Origin of the sequence: Corynebacterium sp. NML 120412, from assembly GCF_002285155.1 — a bacterium.
Lineage (GTDB): Bacteria > Actinomycetota > Actinomycetes > Mycobacteriales > Mycobacteriaceae > Corynebacterium > Corynebacterium gottingense.
In genome coordinates this window covers 232,183-247,371 of sequence record NZ_NSGL01000002.1, presented here as the reverse complement: position 1 = coordinate 247,371, position 15,189 = coordinate 232,183, and the positions used below count along the sequence as shown (strand labels likewise).

16 protein-coding genes and 3 tRNA genes are annotated in these 15,189 nt (G+C 65.7%); 8 read left to right on the top strand and 11 right to left on the bottom strand.

Features of this window, described 5'->3' with window-relative positions; genetic code table 11:
- Positions 1-15 precede the first annotated feature (15 nt).
- The 4 genes from CKJ84_RS08155 to CKJ84_RS08140 form a co-directional block, all read right to left on the bottom strand.
- A complete protein-coding gene (locus tag CKJ84_RS08155; RefSeq protein ID WP_095546589.1) occupies positions 16-933 on the bottom strand; it encodes a DMT family transporter in 918 nt (305 codons plus the stop codon).
- A gap of 172 nt (positions 934-1,105) precedes the next feature.
- Entirely contained in the window at positions 1,106-2,044 is a 939-nt protein-coding gene (locus CKJ84_RS08150; RefSeq protein ID WP_095546588.1) for a nucleoside hydrolase, read from the bottom strand.
- Positions 2,037-3,482, bottom strand: coding sequence for an MFS transporter (locus tag CKJ84_RS08145; RefSeq protein WP_233125605.1), 1,446 nt, complete (start codon positions 3,480-3,482; stop codon positions 2,037-2,039). The genes CKJ84_RS08150 and CKJ84_RS08145 overlap by 8 nt, the downstream gene beginning before the upstream one ends.
- A gap of 30 nt (positions 3,483-3,512) precedes the next feature.
- On the bottom strand, positions 3,513-4,319 hold the full coding sequence (locus tag CKJ84_RS08140) for a serine hydrolase (RefSeq protein WP_095546587.1): 807 nt from the start codon (positions 4,317-4,319) through the stop codon (positions 3,513-3,515).
- A 172-nt stretch (positions 4,320-4,491) separates the two neighbouring features.
- Here CKJ84_RS08140 and CKJ84_RS08135 point away from each other — a divergent pair, with 172 nt between their 5' ends.
- The gene (locus tag CKJ84_RS08135; RefSeq protein WP_095546586.1) at positions 4,492-6,261 is read left to right on the top strand and encodes an AbgT family transporter; all 1,770 of its coding nucleotides are present in this window, start codon (positions 4,492-4,494) and stop codon (positions 6,259-6,261) included.
- Positions 6,262-6,333: 72 nt separating this feature from the next.
- Here the strand turns inward: CKJ84_RS08135 and CKJ84_RS08130 are convergent, their stop codons facing one another.
- Positions 6,334-6,651: a hypothetical protein gene (locus CKJ84_RS08130; RefSeq protein WP_143340343.1), complete on the bottom strand. Its 318-nt coding sequence runs from the start codon at positions 6,649-6,651 to the stop codon at positions 6,334-6,336.
- A 397-nt stretch (positions 6,652-7,048) separates the two neighbouring features.
- Between CKJ84_RS08130 and CKJ84_RS08125 the strand changes: the two genes are divergently transcribed.
- On the top strand, positions 7,049-7,675 hold the full coding sequence (locus CKJ84_RS08125; protein ID WP_095546584.1) for a hypothetical protein: 627 nt from the start codon (positions 7,049-7,051) through the stop codon (positions 7,673-7,675).
- A 77-nt stretch (positions 7,676-7,752) separates the two neighbouring features.
- Here CKJ84_RS08125 and CKJ84_RS08120 read toward each other — a convergent pair whose 3' ends face one another.
- Positions 7,753-8,640 (bottom strand): hypothetical protein, encoded by an 888-nt coding sequence (locus CKJ84_RS08120; RefSeq protein ID WP_095546583.1) that lies wholly within the window; start codon positions 8,638-8,640, stop codon positions 7,753-7,755.
- Between the two features lie 73 nt (positions 8,641-8,713).
- Complete coding sequence (locus CKJ84_RS08115) at positions 8,714-8,977, bottom strand: hypothetical protein (protein ID WP_133064915.1); 264 nt, start codon at positions 8,975-8,977, stop codon at positions 8,714-8,716.
- A gap of 57 nt (positions 8,978-9,034) precedes the next feature.
- On the opposite strand from CKJ84_RS08115, the gene CKJ84_RS08110 reads away from it, so the two are divergent.
- Positions 9,035-9,856, top strand: coding sequence for a phytoene/squalene synthase family protein (locus tag CKJ84_RS08110; RefSeq protein ID WP_095546581.1), 822 nt, complete (start codon positions 9,035-9,037; stop codon positions 9,854-9,856).
- Between the two features lie 3 nt (positions 9,857-9,859).
- On the opposite strand, the gene CKJ84_RS08105 is transcribed toward CKJ84_RS08110, so the two are convergent.
- The 3 genes from CKJ84_RS08105 to CKJ84_RS08095 are packed head-to-tail and all read right to left on the bottom strand — an operon-like array spanning position 9,860 to position 11,845.
- Entirely contained in the window at positions 9,860-10,447 is a 588-nt protein-coding gene (locus CKJ84_RS08105; protein WP_143340342.1) for a hypothetical protein, read from the bottom strand.
- Between the two features lie 5 nt (positions 10,448-10,452).
- Complete coding sequence (locus tag CKJ84_RS08100; protein ID WP_095546579.1) at positions 10,453-11,379, bottom strand: ornithine cyclodeaminase family protein; 927 nt, start codon at positions 11,377-11,379, stop codon at positions 10,453-10,455.
- A gap of 22 nt (positions 11,380-11,401) precedes the next feature.
- Positions 11,402-11,845: a hypothetical protein gene (locus CKJ84_RS08095; RefSeq protein ID WP_095546578.1), complete on the bottom strand. Its 444-nt coding sequence runs from the start codon at positions 11,843-11,845 to the stop codon at positions 11,402-11,404.
- 124 nt (positions 11,846-11,969) lie between these two features.
- On the opposite strand from CKJ84_RS08095, the gene CKJ84_RS08090 reads away from it, so the two are divergent.
- The 4 genes from CKJ84_RS08090 to CKJ84_RS08075 all read left to right on the top strand — a co-directional run bounded on the left by CKJ84_RS08090 (position 11,970) and on the right by CKJ84_RS08075 (position 14,849).
- Positions 11,970-12,042: transfer RNA gene (locus tag CKJ84_RS08090), tRNA-Asn, on the top strand.
- Between the two features lie 140 nt (positions 12,043-12,182).
- Positions 12,183-13,181 carry an NADP-dependent oxidoreductase gene (locus tag CKJ84_RS08085; protein WP_095546577.1) on the top strand — a complete coding sequence of 333 codons (999 nt, stop codon included), beginning with the start codon at positions 12,183-12,185 and terminating at the stop codon, positions 13,179-13,181.
- A gap of 9 nt (positions 13,182-13,190) precedes the next feature.
- Positions 13,191-13,889, top strand: coding sequence for a type 1 glutamine amidotransferase domain-containing protein (locus tag CKJ84_RS08080; RefSeq protein ID WP_095546576.1), 699 nt, complete (start codon positions 13,191-13,193; stop codon positions 13,887-13,889).
- A gap of 522 nt (positions 13,890-14,411) precedes the next feature.
- Complete coding sequence (locus CKJ84_RS08075; RefSeq protein WP_095546575.1) at positions 14,412-14,849, top strand: hypothetical protein; 438 nt, start codon at positions 14,412-14,414, stop codon at positions 14,847-14,849.
- Positions 14,850-14,912: 63 nt separating this feature from the next.
- Here CKJ84_RS08075 and CKJ84_RS08070 read toward each other — a convergent pair.
- A tRNA-Ile gene (locus tag CKJ84_RS08070) sits at positions 14,913-14,986 on the bottom strand.
- Between the two features lie 125 nt (positions 14,987-15,111).
- Between CKJ84_RS08070 and CKJ84_RS08065 the strand changes: the two genes are divergently transcribed.
- A tRNA-Asn gene (locus CKJ84_RS08065) sits at positions 15,112-15,187 on the top strand.
- Positions 15,188-15,189: the final 2 nt, after the last annotated feature.

Genomic DNA, 15,189 nt, shown 5'->3' with positions numbered 1-15,189 from the left:
ACGCCACCGCGCCCCCTACAGCAGCCGCACCGCCAACACGCCGGCGATGATGACTGCGAGGCCGAGGGCACGGGTGGCGTCGATAGGCGACTTGCGCGCGCCGAACGCCCCCACCGACTCCATCACCTGGCCGCCGACGATCGTGCCCCCGTTGAACGCGATGACCGTGGTGGCGGTGCCCAGGATCGGCACGAGCGTGGCGCCGCCGATAACGAAGATCGCGCCCACCACGCCGCCGAGCCACATCCACCACGGCCCCGGCTGCACCTTCCGGGTCAGCTGCTTCGGGCTGGTCAAAAGTACCGCGACCAGCAGCAGCACCGCGCCGACGGCCAGGTTGATCTCGGCCGCGTGCAGCGACGATCCCGCGACCGTGCCCAGGTACCCGTTGACCGCGGCCTGGACCGACGAGCACATCCCCACGCCCACACCGATGAGCCGGTAGAGCCACACCTCGGGCCCGTGAGCATCGCCCGCAACATTCTTCCTGCCCACGCCCAGCGTGACCACGATGCCCACCAGCACCACCATGGCACCGACGATGCGCATGAAGCTCACGTGCTCCTGCGGCGAGTGGAACAGGCCGAAGTGGTCGATGCTTAACCCCATGATGATCTGCCCAAGGATGGGCAACACCACCGTCTGCACCGCGCCGAGCTTGGGAAACAGCAAAATATTGCCCAGCACGAAGCAGGACCCCATGAGTCCGCCGAGCCAGATCCACCACGGCGTCTCCGTGCCCGGCGCGAACTGCGGCAATGGGTTTCCCACCAGCACGGTAGTGGCCAGGATGGACAGCAGCAGCGCGATGCTAAACGACGTCAGCGCCGGGACCACCGGCTTATTGTTCACGCTCTGGCGCAGGCGGGAGTTGGCGGCGGTTTGGATGGGGATGATCGCGCCGATCGCCAGCGCAATGGGGAGGTGCAACATAGGCACTCATGCTATCTGGTCGGGTGCAGGCAATCGCGCGGCGCGCAATATTTCCCCGTCCCGCGAATGGCCTAGACCGCCCCACCTGGGGAAACGATAGAGGGGGTCGCGGGAAAGGGAAAACCTTACGCATTCTCGTCATCCCGCAGCCCCCGGAGACATCCCCTGGCCCCTACCCCAGGTTCTCGGCGGCGCGCACGACCAGGTCCCAGAACCGGTCGGCGTCCAGCTCGGTCGCTACCGAGGTGTGGCAGTCGGCGGGGGCGGGGGCTCGGAAGTCGGCGACGGTGCGGCCAGCGGTGAGCGCGCCGGAGAGCTCCACGTCCACCGGCACGGGCACGGTCTTTACCACCGACGGGTCGATGAGGTAGGCGATGCAGCAGGGGTCGTGGACCGGCGGGTTGTCGAAGCCCTGGTTGTCCTTGTAGTTGGTGCGGAAGGCGTCGAAAAGCCCGACGACCAGGTCGCCCACGGGCGTGCCGAGCGCGGCGAACCGCTGTTCCACCTCGGGCGTGGCCAGGGCCTGGTGGGTGAGATCCAGGCCGACCATGACCACGGGCCAGGACTCGTTGAACACGATGTGGGCCGCCTCGGGGTCGGCGACCACGTTGAACTCGGCGGACGCGGTCCAGTTGCCAGTGCCGTAGGCCCCACCCATGAGCACGACCTCGCGGACGCGCTCCACAATGCGGGGCTCCAGGCGGGCGGCGAGGGCGATGTTGGTCAGCGGGCCCGTGGGCACGAGGGTGACGGTGCCGGGTTCCTCGGCCATGATGGTGTCGATGATCGCGCGCACCGCGTGCCCCTCCTGGACCGCAACTTCCGGTTCCGGAAGGTCAAAGCCGTGGATCTCCATGCCGGAGTCGCCGTGGATGGCCTCGGCGGTTTCCACCGGGCGCACCAGGGGGCGGTGCGCGCCGCGGTAGACGGGCACGTCGGTGCGGCCGGCCACAGTGAGGACCTGGGCTGCGTTGCGGGTGACCTTGTCGATGGTGTGGTTGCCGCCGATCGTCGTTAAGCACAACAGCTCGATTGAGGGGTCGCCGAGGGCGAGGAGAATGGCTACCGCATCGTCGTGGCCCGGGTCGCAGTCCAGGATGATCTTACGCACGCGCGGCCTCCTCGGCGGCGATCGTGTCGGGGAGGTCCTGCGGGCGCGGGATGAGGAACGAGGTGCAGAACGCGGCGATGAGCAGCACCAGGCCGGCGATCATGCCCGCGCGGTAGCCGCCGCCGTTGTCCGCAAACGAGGTGACCACGGCGAAGATGACGGTGAAGGAGATGCCGGCGCCCAGGTTGAACGCGCCCGCGTTCAGGCCCGGCAGGTAGCCCTGGTTGGACTTCGGCGCGAGCACGACGTGGAGCGAGCCGAGCATGATGTTCGCGATACCGGCGTAGGTGACGCCGGCGGCGACGGAGACGAGGAAAAGCAGCCACGGCGTCGGGTTGCCCACCACGAACACGCCGAGCAGGACGGACAGGGCCGCGCCGCCGATGCCGATCTTGAGCACCGTGGTGTAGCCGAGGCGGCCAGCCATGTAGCCCGCGATGGGCCCGAAGATGAGGCCGGCGATGGCGTAGGGGGTGAGCGTCCAGAAGGAGACGGTGCCGGCGGACAGGCCCGGGCCGTTCGTCGCGTCCTGCGCCAGGTTGGGCACCAAGCCATTCATGACGGCGAAGATGCCGGTCATGGTGAGCGTGGTTGTAGTCAGCAGCGCCCAGGTGCGGCGCTGGGTGAGCAGCTCGGGCTGGACCAGCGGGTGGGAGCTCGAGTTCTCGGCGCGCCAGAAGAAGAACAGCGCGATCGCGCCGATGATGAGCAGCACGATGACCAGGAACCAGTTGGCCTCCGCAAGCGCGCCGGCCTCGTTGAACGCGGTGAGGATCGTGCCGATGGCCACCACCAGCAGGGCCACGCCGAGCCAGTCCATGCGCTGGGTCTCGCTGGACTTCGTCTCCGCCACGCCGAAGCGGATGGTAAAGACGGCCGCGAGCGCGAACGCGCCGATGACCCAGAACAGGGAGCGGAACCCGAAGGCGGAGGTGAGCCAGCCGCCGAGCAGGGCGTCCACGCCGGCGATACCGCCGTTAATGGAGGTCAGCACGCCCACCAGCAGGGCGAACTGCTTCTCATCGCGCACCGCCTGGCGCAGCATGACCGACGTCAGCGCCACCGTCGGGCCGGACACGCCCTGCACCACGCGCCCAAGGAAGAGCATTGGCACGTTGGTGGACAGGGCGGCGATGATGGAGCCGATCACGGTCACGCACATCATGGCCACGAGCACCTTGCGGCGCCCGATCAGGTCGCCCCAGCGGGGCATGAACAGGGAGAACAGCGCCGCGGCGGTGAAGAACGCGGTCTGCGTCATACCGATCTGGTTGGTGGTAGCGTTGAGCTCCACCTCCATGGTCGCCAGCGCCGGGGCGAGCATGGATGCGTTGAGCTGGAACGCAAAAATAGCGGTGAGCAGGGCCAGCATGAGCGGCCAGACCTGCGAGGACGGAAGTTTGTGCCCGGCCGCGCCGGGCGCCTGGTTGGGTTGCATACCCATCAGCCTAGGGCATGGGGTGCAAAATCACTTCCCCAGCGCTGCCCAGATCGCGGTGTTGGTCTCCTGCCACAGGGGCTTGGCCCAGTCGCCGAACTCGCGGTCCGTCAGCGCCACCATCGCCTGCCCATCGGCGACCCACAGGTAGGTGCCCGCCATACCGAAGTGGCCGACCGTGTCTGCAGGCATCCCGTCGCCCGTCCAGTGCGGCGCCTTCTCCCCCTTAATCTCAAACCCCAGCCCCCACGGGCACGGCTTCTGCATCCCGTAGCCGGGCACGATGCCGCGCAGGTCCCCGAACTGGTTGCTGAATGCCTCGCGCAGCGTCTCCTCCGCCAGCAGCGTCGGCGCCATAAGCTCCTGCGCGAACAGGGCGAGATCGCTTATCGACGCCCTCCCGCCATGCCCCGCCGACCCATACACTTCAGCCGTACGCATCCCCAAGGGCTCGAAGACCCCCTCTCGCATGTAGTCCGCGAAGGCGAACCCAGTCTCTTGTTCCAGGTAGTCGGCCAGGATCTCGTAGCCGGCCGACGAGTAGATGCGTCGCTCCCCCACCGGCTTCTGCGGCTCGCGGGAGGCGAAGCCGACGCCGGAGGCGTGCGCGAGGAGGTGGCGGACGGTCGCGCCTTCGGGCCCGCAGGCGCTCTCTAGCGAGAACGCTCCTTCTTCGACGGCGAGGAGGAACCCGTAGGCCGAGAGCAGCTTGGTCACGCTGGCGAGTTCGTAGACGCGCTCGGCGTCGCCGTAGGTGGCGGTGCGCGTGCCGATCAGGGCGGCGCTGACGTTGTCGGCGGGCCAGGTGTCGAGGTAGTCGTCGAGGCGGAAATCCATGGTGCCGAGCGTACCTGCACTCCACTGATGTGGACGTGACACACGTGGCGTGTAAGCTAGCTCTCACCTAAGTGCCTCCGGGCCACGGGTCACCGGCCGAACGGCCTTCATAACTGCACGCAGCCTGCGCGGAGACCCGGGCAGGCCCCAACGAGCACGAGAGGGAGAATCGATGACCGGTTCCTCCAAAGTCACGCCCGGTTCCGCGGGCACAAAGACGAAACCCGACAAGCGCGACGACCGCGCGCACGACACGCACGGCGAGGGCGCTGGCTTCCTCGGCGTCATTGAAAAGATTGGTAACAAGCTGCCGGACCCATTCTGGCTATTTGTCATCCTCGCGGGTGTCGTAGCCGTCACGTCCTGGATCGGCCACAAGGCTGGCATGTCCGCGGTAGACCCCGGCACGGGCGAGACAATCGAGGTCCAGTCCCTGCTGACCACCGAGAACATCTCGCGCATGGTCACCGACGCGGTGGAAAACTTCATCGCCTTCCCGCCGCTCGGCGTGGTGCTGTCGGTGATGCTGGGCGTGGCCGTGGCGGAGCAGACCGGCTTCCTCGGCGCGCTAGTGCGCGCGATGGTGGCCAAGGTCGGCCCCGGCATGCTCACCTTCATGGTGGCGCTGGCCGGCGTGACCGGCTCGGTCGCCTCCGACGCGATCTACGTCATCATCATCCCGCTGGGCGCGCTGGCGTTCCACGCGCTCGGCCGCTCGCCAGTGGTGGGCGCGATGGTGGCGTTCGCGGCGTCGTCGGCAGGCTTCAACGCGTCCCTGATCCTGAACATCACGGACCTCCTGCTGGCCGGTATCTCTACCTCCGCCGCCAATATTGTCGACGAGACCTACGAGGTCTCACCGCTGGCCAACATCTACTTCGTCATCCCGTCCGCTATCGTGCTCGCGCTGGTGATCACCGCCGTGACCGAGTTCTACGTGGACAAGAAGGCGCAGGCGCTGGTCAACCACGACCACATCGAGACCGAGGAGCTCTCCTTTGACAAGATTGAGAGCCGCGAGCACGCCAAGGCGCTGAAGGAGGCCGAATCCGGCGACCCGCTGCTGGAGGAGGCCGCCGGCAAGACCAAGGAGAAGGCCGCAGCCGAGAACGCGGCGGCCGACGGGCGCCCCGACGACTACCAGGAGGGCGAGCTCACCGAGGACCAGCTCAAGCTCTCCCCCATCGAGTGGAAGGGCATGGTGTGGTCCACGATCGCACTGGTGCTGTTCCTGATCGCATACTTCTGCCTGCTGTTCATCCCGGGGTCGCCGTTCGCGCGCCCCGAGGAGGGCTTCATGGAGTCTCCGCTGATCCGCGCGATCGCGGTCCCGATTTCCCTGGCGTTCTTCCTCATGGGCCTGGTCTACGGCCTCATTGTCGGCACGATCACCTCGGCCGCGGACATCCCCGAGTTCATGGCCCGCGGTCTGAAGACGCTGCTGCCCATGCTGGTGCTCTTCTTCGCCGTCTCCCAGTTCCTGGCCTGGTTCAACTGGTCCAACCTGGGCGCCTGGACAGCGATCAACGGCGCGGAGCTGCTGCAGCGCTGGAACCTGCCGAACGTGCTGCTCTTCCTGGGCTTCGTACTCATGGTCACGCTGATCAACCTGTTCATCACGTCCGGCTCCGCGCAGTGGGCGCTCATGGCCCCGGTGGTCGTCCCGATGATGATGTACGTAGGCGTTGCCCCCGAGGTGACCCAGATGCTCTACCGCATTGGCGATTCCCCGTCGAACATCATCACCCCGATGTCGCCATACTTCGCCCTCGCGCTGACGTTCCTGCAGCGCTACTACAAGAAGGCCGGCGTGGGCACGCTCATGTCGCTGGCCCTGCCGTACACGATTGCCATGCTGGCGGGCTGGTTCATCTTCTTCCTCATCTGGTACTACGTGGGCATCCCGCTCGGCCCGGGCTCGCCGATGCACTACCAGGTCTAAGTCAACGACGCGTTTTTGGCCCCGCGCTTTCTCCGTTCCGGGAGAGCGCGGGGCCTCGGTGTTTTTGGGCGTTTACTTCGACGTCGACGGGATGATCCCAGGCAACGGGTTGGGCACAATCCCCTGGAGCACCATGTAGTAGCCGGTCGACCCGGCCGCGAATACACCGAGCAGCGCGGTAAGCACGATGTCGGCGCGGCTCGCGTTGCGCACCACCGCGGAGAGACTGCCCGCGGCGATGGCATCCTCGAAGCTGGAGCCGACGGCGCGCTCGTAGCTGTTCTTTACCGAGCTGCCGGAGTTGACCACTACGGTAGCGTCTCGCTGGAACTCGTCGTAGCTCGGACGACTCGGGGTGGCTGCGTGGGAAGAAATTGGGGAGATTGACATGGTGGCCACAGCAATTGCGGTGGCGACGACGGGGACTCAATGTTGCATGCCGCTCACAGTAACACGTTTTTGTATCGATTTTGCGAGGTAGGCGTTTTGGGTTCGGGTCTTGACTGGGGGACCCGCCGGGACATGCGGGTTTGGCCGACCGTTCCGCAGATACCGTTAGTAAGATACCGACAACACGCTCCTGAGCAGCGTCTTCGGGTTCTTAGTATCGGTATCTATACGCGGGACGACAGGAAAGGCACTGCCCCAGTGGCCGGGCTACCCACCAGGGTGCGTGCGGGACCCCAAGCTTGAAAAAATTATCCGATTTCACTGTGCACACACTGGAGAAACGTGCTTTCATAAACACGTCATTGCTTCCCCCTCTGCTACGAAAGGAAGACTTCCCGTGCCAAACGCTCGTGAACTCACCCGGATGCTCAACGACGTCCAGCAGCTCGTCCCCGCCATCGTCGGCGCAATCGTTGCGATCGCAACAGCTATCGGTGTCCTCGTCCCAAGCCTGGAAGACGGCTCCAGCAGCAACGCACTTGGCGGCAACGGCGGTACGAGCAACAGCCGCCCGACCGACTCGAAGGGTGGGTTCTCGAAGCCGGAGACTTCTTCCAGCAACTACCTGGTCGACCAAGAGAAGTTTGACCCGCGTGAGCTCAAATCGAACGTGTCCGTCACGGTGAACGGTAAGGACTATGCGAAATCTCTGATCTCGACCGATAATAAAGCACGCTCGAGCTACCAGCAGTTCATCGTGCCAGCAGGATACGAAAGCCTGAATTTCACCGCTGCGTGGTCGGACACTGTTCCTAACTCCGGCGGTGTAGGAATCGTCACAGTCACCCTCGACGGGGGTGAACGTGGCAAGGTTTACATCAAGCAAGGTCAGAAAAAGTCACAGAAGATCGACGTCCGCGGCGGCGGTCGAGTTCATATCTACTTTGAAGCTGTGAACAACCGCAACGAGAACAAAGGTGTAGCGGCCAACGGCCTCGCAGCACTTTCCCCGGTACTGAAGTAGTTCGGCTCACTCGTCTGAGCTTCATGGAGCGGTCCTAGATTTCGATCTCGGACCGCTCTTTCGTACGTCTAGCCCGGTTACTCCCAGTCGTCAGCGCCCACGCCCTCACCGACCGGCCCATCGCCATCCGTACCTGCCTCCTGCTCCGCGTTCATCGCTTCCTGCGCGGGCCACATTTGCGACGCGCACTGCTGCGTCCAGCCGCTCGTCCCGTCGGTGAAAAACGTGGTCCCGGTTTCGTGGATGCTCGGGTCGCCGCACGAGGCAATCTGCTTGTCTATCACGTGGGGCGCCTCGTTGCCCGGCGCCTCCGTAAAGCCGATGACGGGTTCAGCGGGCTCAGCCTCGGCCGGCGGGAGGGTCTGCTCGGTCACCACAGTGGCGGAAGCCTCCGATGCAGGCGCGTCCGCCGACCCAGTAGCCTGCGTCGCCGCGGGGGCTGGGGTAGCACCGCCCTTTCCCACTTCCGCTAGGTCAAACTTCGCATCCGCGATTCCCAGCGCCACCGCAGCCTCCGGGACCGCATACGCCCCGTACACACGAACCTTCTCTCCAGCCGACGCGCCAGTCGACCACGGCTCGTACCCCGATGGCTTCTCGCACGCATCCACAGGCTTGCCCGTGTTCTTGAAGTTCTCCTTGTCCCACACCACCGGCGCGTCCAGGCTAACCTCCCCGTCTTCAGCGGTGAGCACGCCACGCACCTGCACGAGTGTCTCGCCCTCAGCCACGGCGGCGTCCCCGCCAGCCACACACTGCCCGCCAAGCAGGATCTCCTCAACCTCGAGGCTGCCCTGGCACTCCCCACCGTCGCAGCCAACGGGCAGGGTATCTCCAACCGCCGCGAACTCCGGCACGGAGGTTGTCGACGTCACCGTCGTCGACTCCGCCTCCCCCGGTCCGGTCCCAGCACCCGAACATCCCGAAAGCACTAGCACGCACGCCGCGCCGAGCGCTACCACCACACGATTCACTTTGACTCAAACCCCTTTGTACAGCGGGAAACAATGACACATCTCACTGTAGCGAGCCGCAAACTCACCGCTCCGGAAACAGCGCAATCCCCCACACACCCACGGCAACGGCAACCGCGACGAGCACCCACCACAGCACCCCGCGCGGCCGCGCAAACCACACATCCGCAGCGAGCCAGACCGCGCTCGGCACCGCCAGCGCCAGGCCCAGGAACGTGAGTGCTCGCCAATCCGGCAGCTCCCGGGCGCTGAGCAGCATCACCACGCCTAGCGCGAGCAGCCCTCCCGCCAACGCGCGTGGCCGCGGCCATCCAAGCGGAATAATCATGCGACCGATGCTACCCACACACGCCGAACCCGCACCAGCAAACTACGCTTATACACCATGACCGGCCGCTACCTCGACACCTACGATGCCGCCTGCGACCGCGCAGCCGCGCAGGTCATGGCCCACTACTCCACCAGCTTCTCGCTGGCTACCAGGCTCCTGCCGCAGCCCATGCGCACGGACATCCGCAACCTGTACGCGGTTGTGCGGATCGCTGACGAGATCGTCGACGGCACCACCGCCCAGGCCCACGAGTGCGCCGAAACCGCACTCGACTCCTACGAGGCCGCCGTCCTCCACGCGCCCGCGCACCGCTTCCACGCCGATCCCGTCCTGCACGCCTTTGCCGCCACGGCCCGCGCGTGCCGCTTCCCCGAGGCCGAGCTGCGCGCCTTCTTCGCCTCCATGCGCTCGGACTTGCCCGACCAGCCGGACCTTCCGCTCGACGACTACATCTACGGCTCCGCCGAAGCCATCGGGCTTCTCTGCCTGCGCGTTTTCTTCCGCGGCGACGAGGCCGCGCTCACCCCCGACCTCGCCGACGGCGCCCGCGCGCTCGGCTCCGCGTTTCAAAAGATCAACTTCCTGCGCGATACCGCCGAGGACTCAGCCCTCGGCCGCAGCTACACCGAGCACTCGCTTATCGACGCCCCCACCCACCCCTTCATAGCCCAAATCCGCACCGAACTCGCCCAGGCCAAGGAGCAGATCCCCAATCTACCGGCCCGGGTCCGCCCGGCGGTGAAGGTCGCCACCGCCCTCTTCGAGGACCTCACCGACCGCATCGAGGCGACCCCTCCGGCCCAGCTGCGCACCACCCGCGTGCGCGTACCCAATCACCGCAAGCTCGCGATCGCGGCCCGGGCGCTGCGCCAGTAACAGCTACGCCGCGCAGGTGAGCAGCTTGTCGGTGAACTCCTGCGGCGCGCCCTGCTCGCGCAGGCGGCCGGTGTTGTAGCACTTGAAGCTGGTCTCCGTCTTGCCGTCGGGCTCGACCACGTGCCACTGCTCGCCGTCAGCGCGGAAGGCGACGATCCAGTCGGTCTGGTTCGCGCCCGCAACCGCCCACTTGCCGTCGCAGTAGTCCACGTTCGTGCCGGTGTGGTTGGGCCACCCGGGGACGAGCTGATCAAACGCGCCCGGCTGACAGGACGCGGCCTTCGCGTCGCCGCCCTTAGCCGCGCCGGCGCCGAGCGCCGGGATGGCAATGCCGGCGGCGCCCGCCAGCGCGGCGAGCTCGCCAAGCCCCGGAACCTCCGGGATTTCCAAACCGGGGACGTCGATAAGCCCCTGCGAGACGGCGAAGTAGCTGCCGGCGCCGACGAGCGCCAGCACGCCCAGGCTGATGCCGGCGATGGCGCCGGGGCTCAGCGACGAAGACTCCTGGGCCGGTTCGGCGGCGTAGGCGGGGCAAACGGCGGTGACGGCGACGGCGGAGGCGACGCCGAGGGAAAGCAGCGTGTTCTTCATGCCCACTACTCTAACGGGTTTTCGGCCGCCTGCGCGACGGCCTGGGCGGTGGCGAGGTCCTGCCACGGCATGCCCACCGTCTTGAACACCACGCGGCGGTCCGGGTCGAGCGCGACCTCGCCGCGCACCACCTGGGCCATCGTGATGAGGTCCTCGCGGCGCACGGTGCCTTCCTCGGTGGCGAGCACCACGTCGCCGCCCTCGCGGTAGGCCACGGTCGGGTCCTCCACGATCACCTGGGCGCCGGTGAAGACGTCCGCGGCCAGCTCGCGGGTGTCCGCGGTGTGGGCGCCGACGGCGAGGACGGTGGCGTCATCGCGAAGCGCCGCGCCCGTGACGATGGGTTCAGGCGACGTGGTCGCCGTGATGACCAGGCCCGCGCGGGCGACCGCATCCTGCGCCGCCGCGGAGCCGGAGGCGGCCCAGGGGTAGGCCAGGTCTGCGGGCTCCGTGCGCGAGATGAAGGTGATGCGCGGCTCGCGCACCCCGTCCAGGACGCTTTCCAGGGTGGCGGCGTGGCCGAGGCCCTGCGCCCCGGTGCCGAAGATGGCCACGTCCAACGGTTCGTTCGAGGCCGTGAGTCGGTCCAGCACCCCGGCTATTGAGGCTGCGGGGGTGCGGAGGGTGGTGAGCGCGGTGGCGTCGATAAGCATGTGCGGGGTCAGCGTCTCGGAGCCCATGAGCAGGTAGGACCCCTGCACGAGCGGGACGTCCACCGTGGAGCCCGCGGGCTGAATGCCCAGGATCTTCACACCCACCGCGGTGCCGGCCGCCGACGGCATGAGGTGCATCTCCCCGTGCGGGAGCGGCACCTTGGTGCGGAGCGGGTCCGTGGCGGGGTCGAAACCCGCGGCGAGGGTCTGGCGCAGCTTCTCGACGGCCTCCGCCGGCGACACCGTGCTGAAGACGTCATCGTGATCAATAAATCGCATGGGCCCACCCTACGTGGGGCAACTAGACGCGGCCCTTGAGCGAGGCTGCGCCGTCGTCGAGGTGGCGCGAGTCGTCCTTGTCATTGTCCTGCTTCGGCTGCGGCGAGGGCAGCACGCCCGGCAGCGGGTTGGGGATCATGCCCTCCTGCACCATGTAGTAGCCGGTCGCCGCGACCGCGCCCAGTGCGAACAGCACGGAGATGACCACCTGCGTGGTGGTGGACTTGCCCTCCTCGGAGGAGCCACCCCTGCCCGCGACCAGGTCGTCCAGGCTGGAGCCCGCAGCCTTTTCGTAGTTGTTCTTCACCGAGCTCATGCTGTCCACAATCTCGGACGCGTCCTGGCGGACCACGGGCCTGCCGCCCAGATTGACGGTGTCCCCATTCGCGGCGTGGGCGGGTGCGGCGGTGAGCGAAGCGGTGGCCACCGTGAGCGCGGTAGCGGCGGCGATGATGCGTGAATTCATGAATCAAACACTAACACTTGCGCGTGCCTTATGCGCGATTTACCCCCTCTGAACTGGCGATTTTGTTTTTCGCCGGATATGCGCCAAAATGATTAACCGTTGCACAGAGCAACAAAGAAAATATTCCTCCATAGCTCAGTTGGCAGAGCATTCGACTGTTAATCGAAGGGTCACTGGTTCGAGCCCAGTTGGAGGAGCAGTACTTGCAAGGCCCCGCACTCCCCACGGAGTGCGGGGTTTCGTGTTTGGTCCGCGAGGTCCGCGCGCAAGGAATAACGAGGGCCCGCACTGCGTTCCTACGGTTACTCAGGTGACATAACCACGAAGGAGGAATGCGTTGACTACAGCCAAGCAATGGGTTCTCGCCTCGCGCCCCAAGGGTGCGCCGAGCAGCGAGAACTTCCGACTCGAAGAGGTAGAGCTGCCGCAGCTTGCCGATGGCCAGATCCTTGTGGAGAACACCTTCGCCAGCGTCGACCCCTACATGCGCGGCCGGATGAACGACACGAAGTCCTACATCGAGCCGTTTCAGGTCGACCAGCCGCTGACCGGCACTGCGGTCGGCACCGTGACAGAGTCCCGCTCTGAAAAGTTCAAGGTGGGCGACACGGTCCGGCACTTTGCTGGGTGGCGCACCCACGCTGTGTTGCACGAGGACCAGGCGGAACACATTGACACCAGCATCGCCCCGGCCGAGGCGTATCTGGGCATCCTCGGCCTGACTGGGTTGACCGCGTACGTGGGGCTGACGGCGGTCGGCGAGATGAAGCAGGGCGATGTCGTGTTCATCTCAGGCGCGGCAGGCGCTGTGGGCTCCGCGGCAGGCCAAATTGCGAAGCACCTGGGCGCAGCGAAGGTGATCGGGTCTGCGGGTTCCGCGGAAAAGATCGACTACATCACCGACCTCGGCTTCGATGCAGCGTTCAACTACAAGGACGGCGACGTCAAAGGCCAGCTGGCCAAGGCGGCACCCGAGGGCGTCGACGTCTATTTCGACAACGTCGGCGGTGACCACCTCGAGGCCGCGATCGCGAACGCGAATACGTTTGGCCGCATCGCGATGTGCGGGGCAATCGCGCAGTACAACGACACTGAGCCGGCACCGGGGCCGCGAAATCTGGGGCTGTCCATCGGTAAGTGCCTGACGCTGCGCGGGTTCGTGGTTGGCCAGTACGCGCACCTTGCCGAGGAGTTTCAGGAGAAGATCGCACCACTCGTGGTCGATGGATCAATTGGCTACGAGACCACGGTGCGCGAAGGCATCGACACCATGCCGAACGCGTTCCTCGAGCTGTTCGAGGGCGGCAACACCGGCAAAATGATCGTCAAATTTTAGGAGGACACCATGACCAAGGTACTTATGATCGTTTCAGCAGCGGAGCACTGGACGCTTAACGACGGCACGCTTCACCCCACCGGCTTCTGGGCCGAAGAACTGGTGACTCCGTACTCGGTCTTCGCCGAAGCGCGCTGGGACGTAGACGTGGCAACGCCGGGCGGGGTCGCTCCGACCGTTGACAAGGTAAGCCTGGATGACAGCGCGGGCGACGCAGACACCCTGGCGACAGTCAAGGCGAAGCTTGAGGAACTGGAACCGGTGCTGGCGAAGCCTCTCAACCTGGACGACGTCGAGTCCGCGGACTACGACCTCGTCTTCTACCCCGGCGGGCATGGACCGATGGAAGACCTCGCGGTCAACGAGACGTCCGCCCGCATCCTCACCGAGCGCATGGCAAACAACGCGCCAGTGGCCCTTCTTTGCCACGCTCCGGCCGCTGTCCTCGCAACCGAGAATGCGCAGGGTGGCTCCCCGTTCTCCGGGCGGACGATGACGGGTTTCTCCAATGATGAAGAACGCGCCGCTGGGCTCGCCGAGAAGGCGCCGTGGCTGCTCGAGGACCGTCTCGTGGCCCTGGGAGCGGAGTACACCAAGGCACCCGAGGCGGGCGCGCCCTACGTCGCCGTTGACGGCAACCTCTACACCGGGCAGAACCCGGCTTCGTCGCAGAAGCTCGCAGAGCGCCTCGTGAACGACCTTGCCTAATCGGAGGCAAGACAAGGTTTGCAGCTCCGCCGGCATTGGGGAGCTCCAGAGCATGAAATTCTACTTCTGGCTCTTCGCCCCAACGGCCGGTCGGGGCTGTGATGCTCTCGCAAATGTGCAAGGGCTGCTCTCCAGATGAGGGGAGAAGATGGCAGCTTTTCTTGACACCAAAAACGCTAACTCTCCTACGCCTTGGAGCTTTCGGGGAAGGGTGCTGGAGTCCACCCCCGTTGATGGAACCTCATCGAAGCTCGTACCCAGCCGCAGGGCTCCATGAGGTCGCCGTCAGTGATCTCCATCCCCGCGATTCTTCCGCAACAGGGACTCAGCGTGCGTCTTAGGTAGCAATCCAAGGGTCACTGCTTCGAGCCCAGTTAGAAAAGCAGTTCAGACGGAGTGCGGGGATTTCACGTTGCCCGGGTCGTCTCGCTTATCGACGCTTGCCAGCTCCCTCACTCATCACTACCCTCAGTGACACATGCCATACATCCGCACGACCTGCCGACGCACTAGGAGCAAGCCATGAAAACCCGTACACACGCGGCCCTCGCCATCAGCGCCGCCACCCTCGCCGCCGCGGTCTTCGCCGCACCCGCCGCCCAAGCCTCCACGCACACCTACTCGAACCAAGGCGGCGATGTCCGCTGCGAGATCTACGACTACCCCACCTCCCACACCACCCTGTGTGTTTCCGACGCCGCGCGCCCCGCTCACCCGGAGTGCAATCCACCGAAGCAGCTCATTCCAGCCATCAAGGTGGAAAAGGGCTGGGTCGGCGAGCTTTGTTGGAACCAGGGCTTCACCCAGCCTCCGGAGAAGCTCAGCCCGATGTCTGTCCGTAACGGCGGCGGCGCCACCGTCTTCGCGGCACCGGGTGGAGACCTCTTCGTCTTTGACACCATCAAGATGGCCCTGATCCAAGCAGGCAAGACGAACCGGGTCCTCTTCCCCGGGTTCTAAACCGGGGCTGACGCCAAAACGCCGGTGGCCGGACCAATCATGGTTCCGGCCACCGGCTATGTGTGGGGCCAGCGGGGCTCGAACCCGCGACCAGCGGATTATGAGTCCGCGGCTCTAACCGACTGAGCTATAGCCCCTCCAGCGTGTTACGCGTAGGAAACTATACCTTGGCGGCTGCCTCGCTCTTCTGTCGGCCTGCTGATTTTTTGGCGCCACCAATTTTTGATCTCAGGATCCGCCACGTAAGCTAAGGCGCACGCATTCCTCCATAGCTCAGTTGGCAGAGCATTCGACTGTTAATCGAAGGGTCACTGGTTCGAGCCCAGTTGGAGGAGCCATT

Coding starts and splice junctions, on each gene's coding strand:
- CKJ84_RS08110 (WP_095546581.1), top strand. CDS start 9,035: ATGACCGGCCGCTACCTCGACACCTACGATGCCGCCTGCGACCGCGCA.
- CKJ84_RS08105 (WP_143340342.1), bottom strand. CDS start 10,447: ATGAAGAACACGCTGCTTTCCCTCGGCGTCGCCTCCGCCGTCGCCGTC.
- CKJ84_RS08080 (WP_095546576.1), top strand. CDS start 13,191: ATGACCAAGGTACTTATGATCGTTTCAGCAGCGGAGCACTGGACGCTT.
- CKJ84_RS08130 (WP_143340343.1), bottom strand. CDS start 6,651: ATGTCAATCTCCCCAATTTCTTCCCACGCAGCCACCCCGAGTCGTCCG.
- CKJ84_RS08100 (WP_095546579.1), bottom strand. CDS start 11,379: ATGCGATTTATTGATCACGATGACGTCTTCAGCACGGTGTCGCCGGCG.
- CKJ84_RS08095 (WP_095546578.1), bottom strand. CDS start 11,845: ATGAATTCACGCATCATCGCCGCCGCTACCGCGCTCACGGTGGCCACC.
- CKJ84_RS08155 (WP_095546589.1), bottom strand. CDS start 933: ATGTTGCACCTCCCCATTGCGCTGGCGATCGGCGCGATCATCCCCATC.
- CKJ84_RS08135 (WP_095546586.1), top strand. CDS start 4,492: ATGACCGGTTCCTCCAAAGTCACGCCCGGTTCCGCGGGCACAAAGACG.
- CKJ84_RS08115 (WP_133064915.1), bottom strand. CDS start 8,977: ATGATTATTCCGCTTGGATGGCCGCGGCCACGCGCGTTGGCGGGAGGG.
- CKJ84_RS08145 (WP_233125605.1), bottom strand. CDS start 3,482: ATGCAACCCAACCAGGCGCCCGGCGCGGCCGGGCACAAACTTCCGTCC.
- CKJ84_RS08075 (WP_095546575.1), top strand. CDS start 14,412: ATGAAAACCCGTACACACGCGGCCCTCGCCATCAGCGCCGCCACCCTC.
- CKJ84_RS08140 (WP_095546587.1), bottom strand. CDS start 4,319: ATGGATTTCCGCCTCGACGACTACCTCGACACCTGGCCCGCCGACAAC.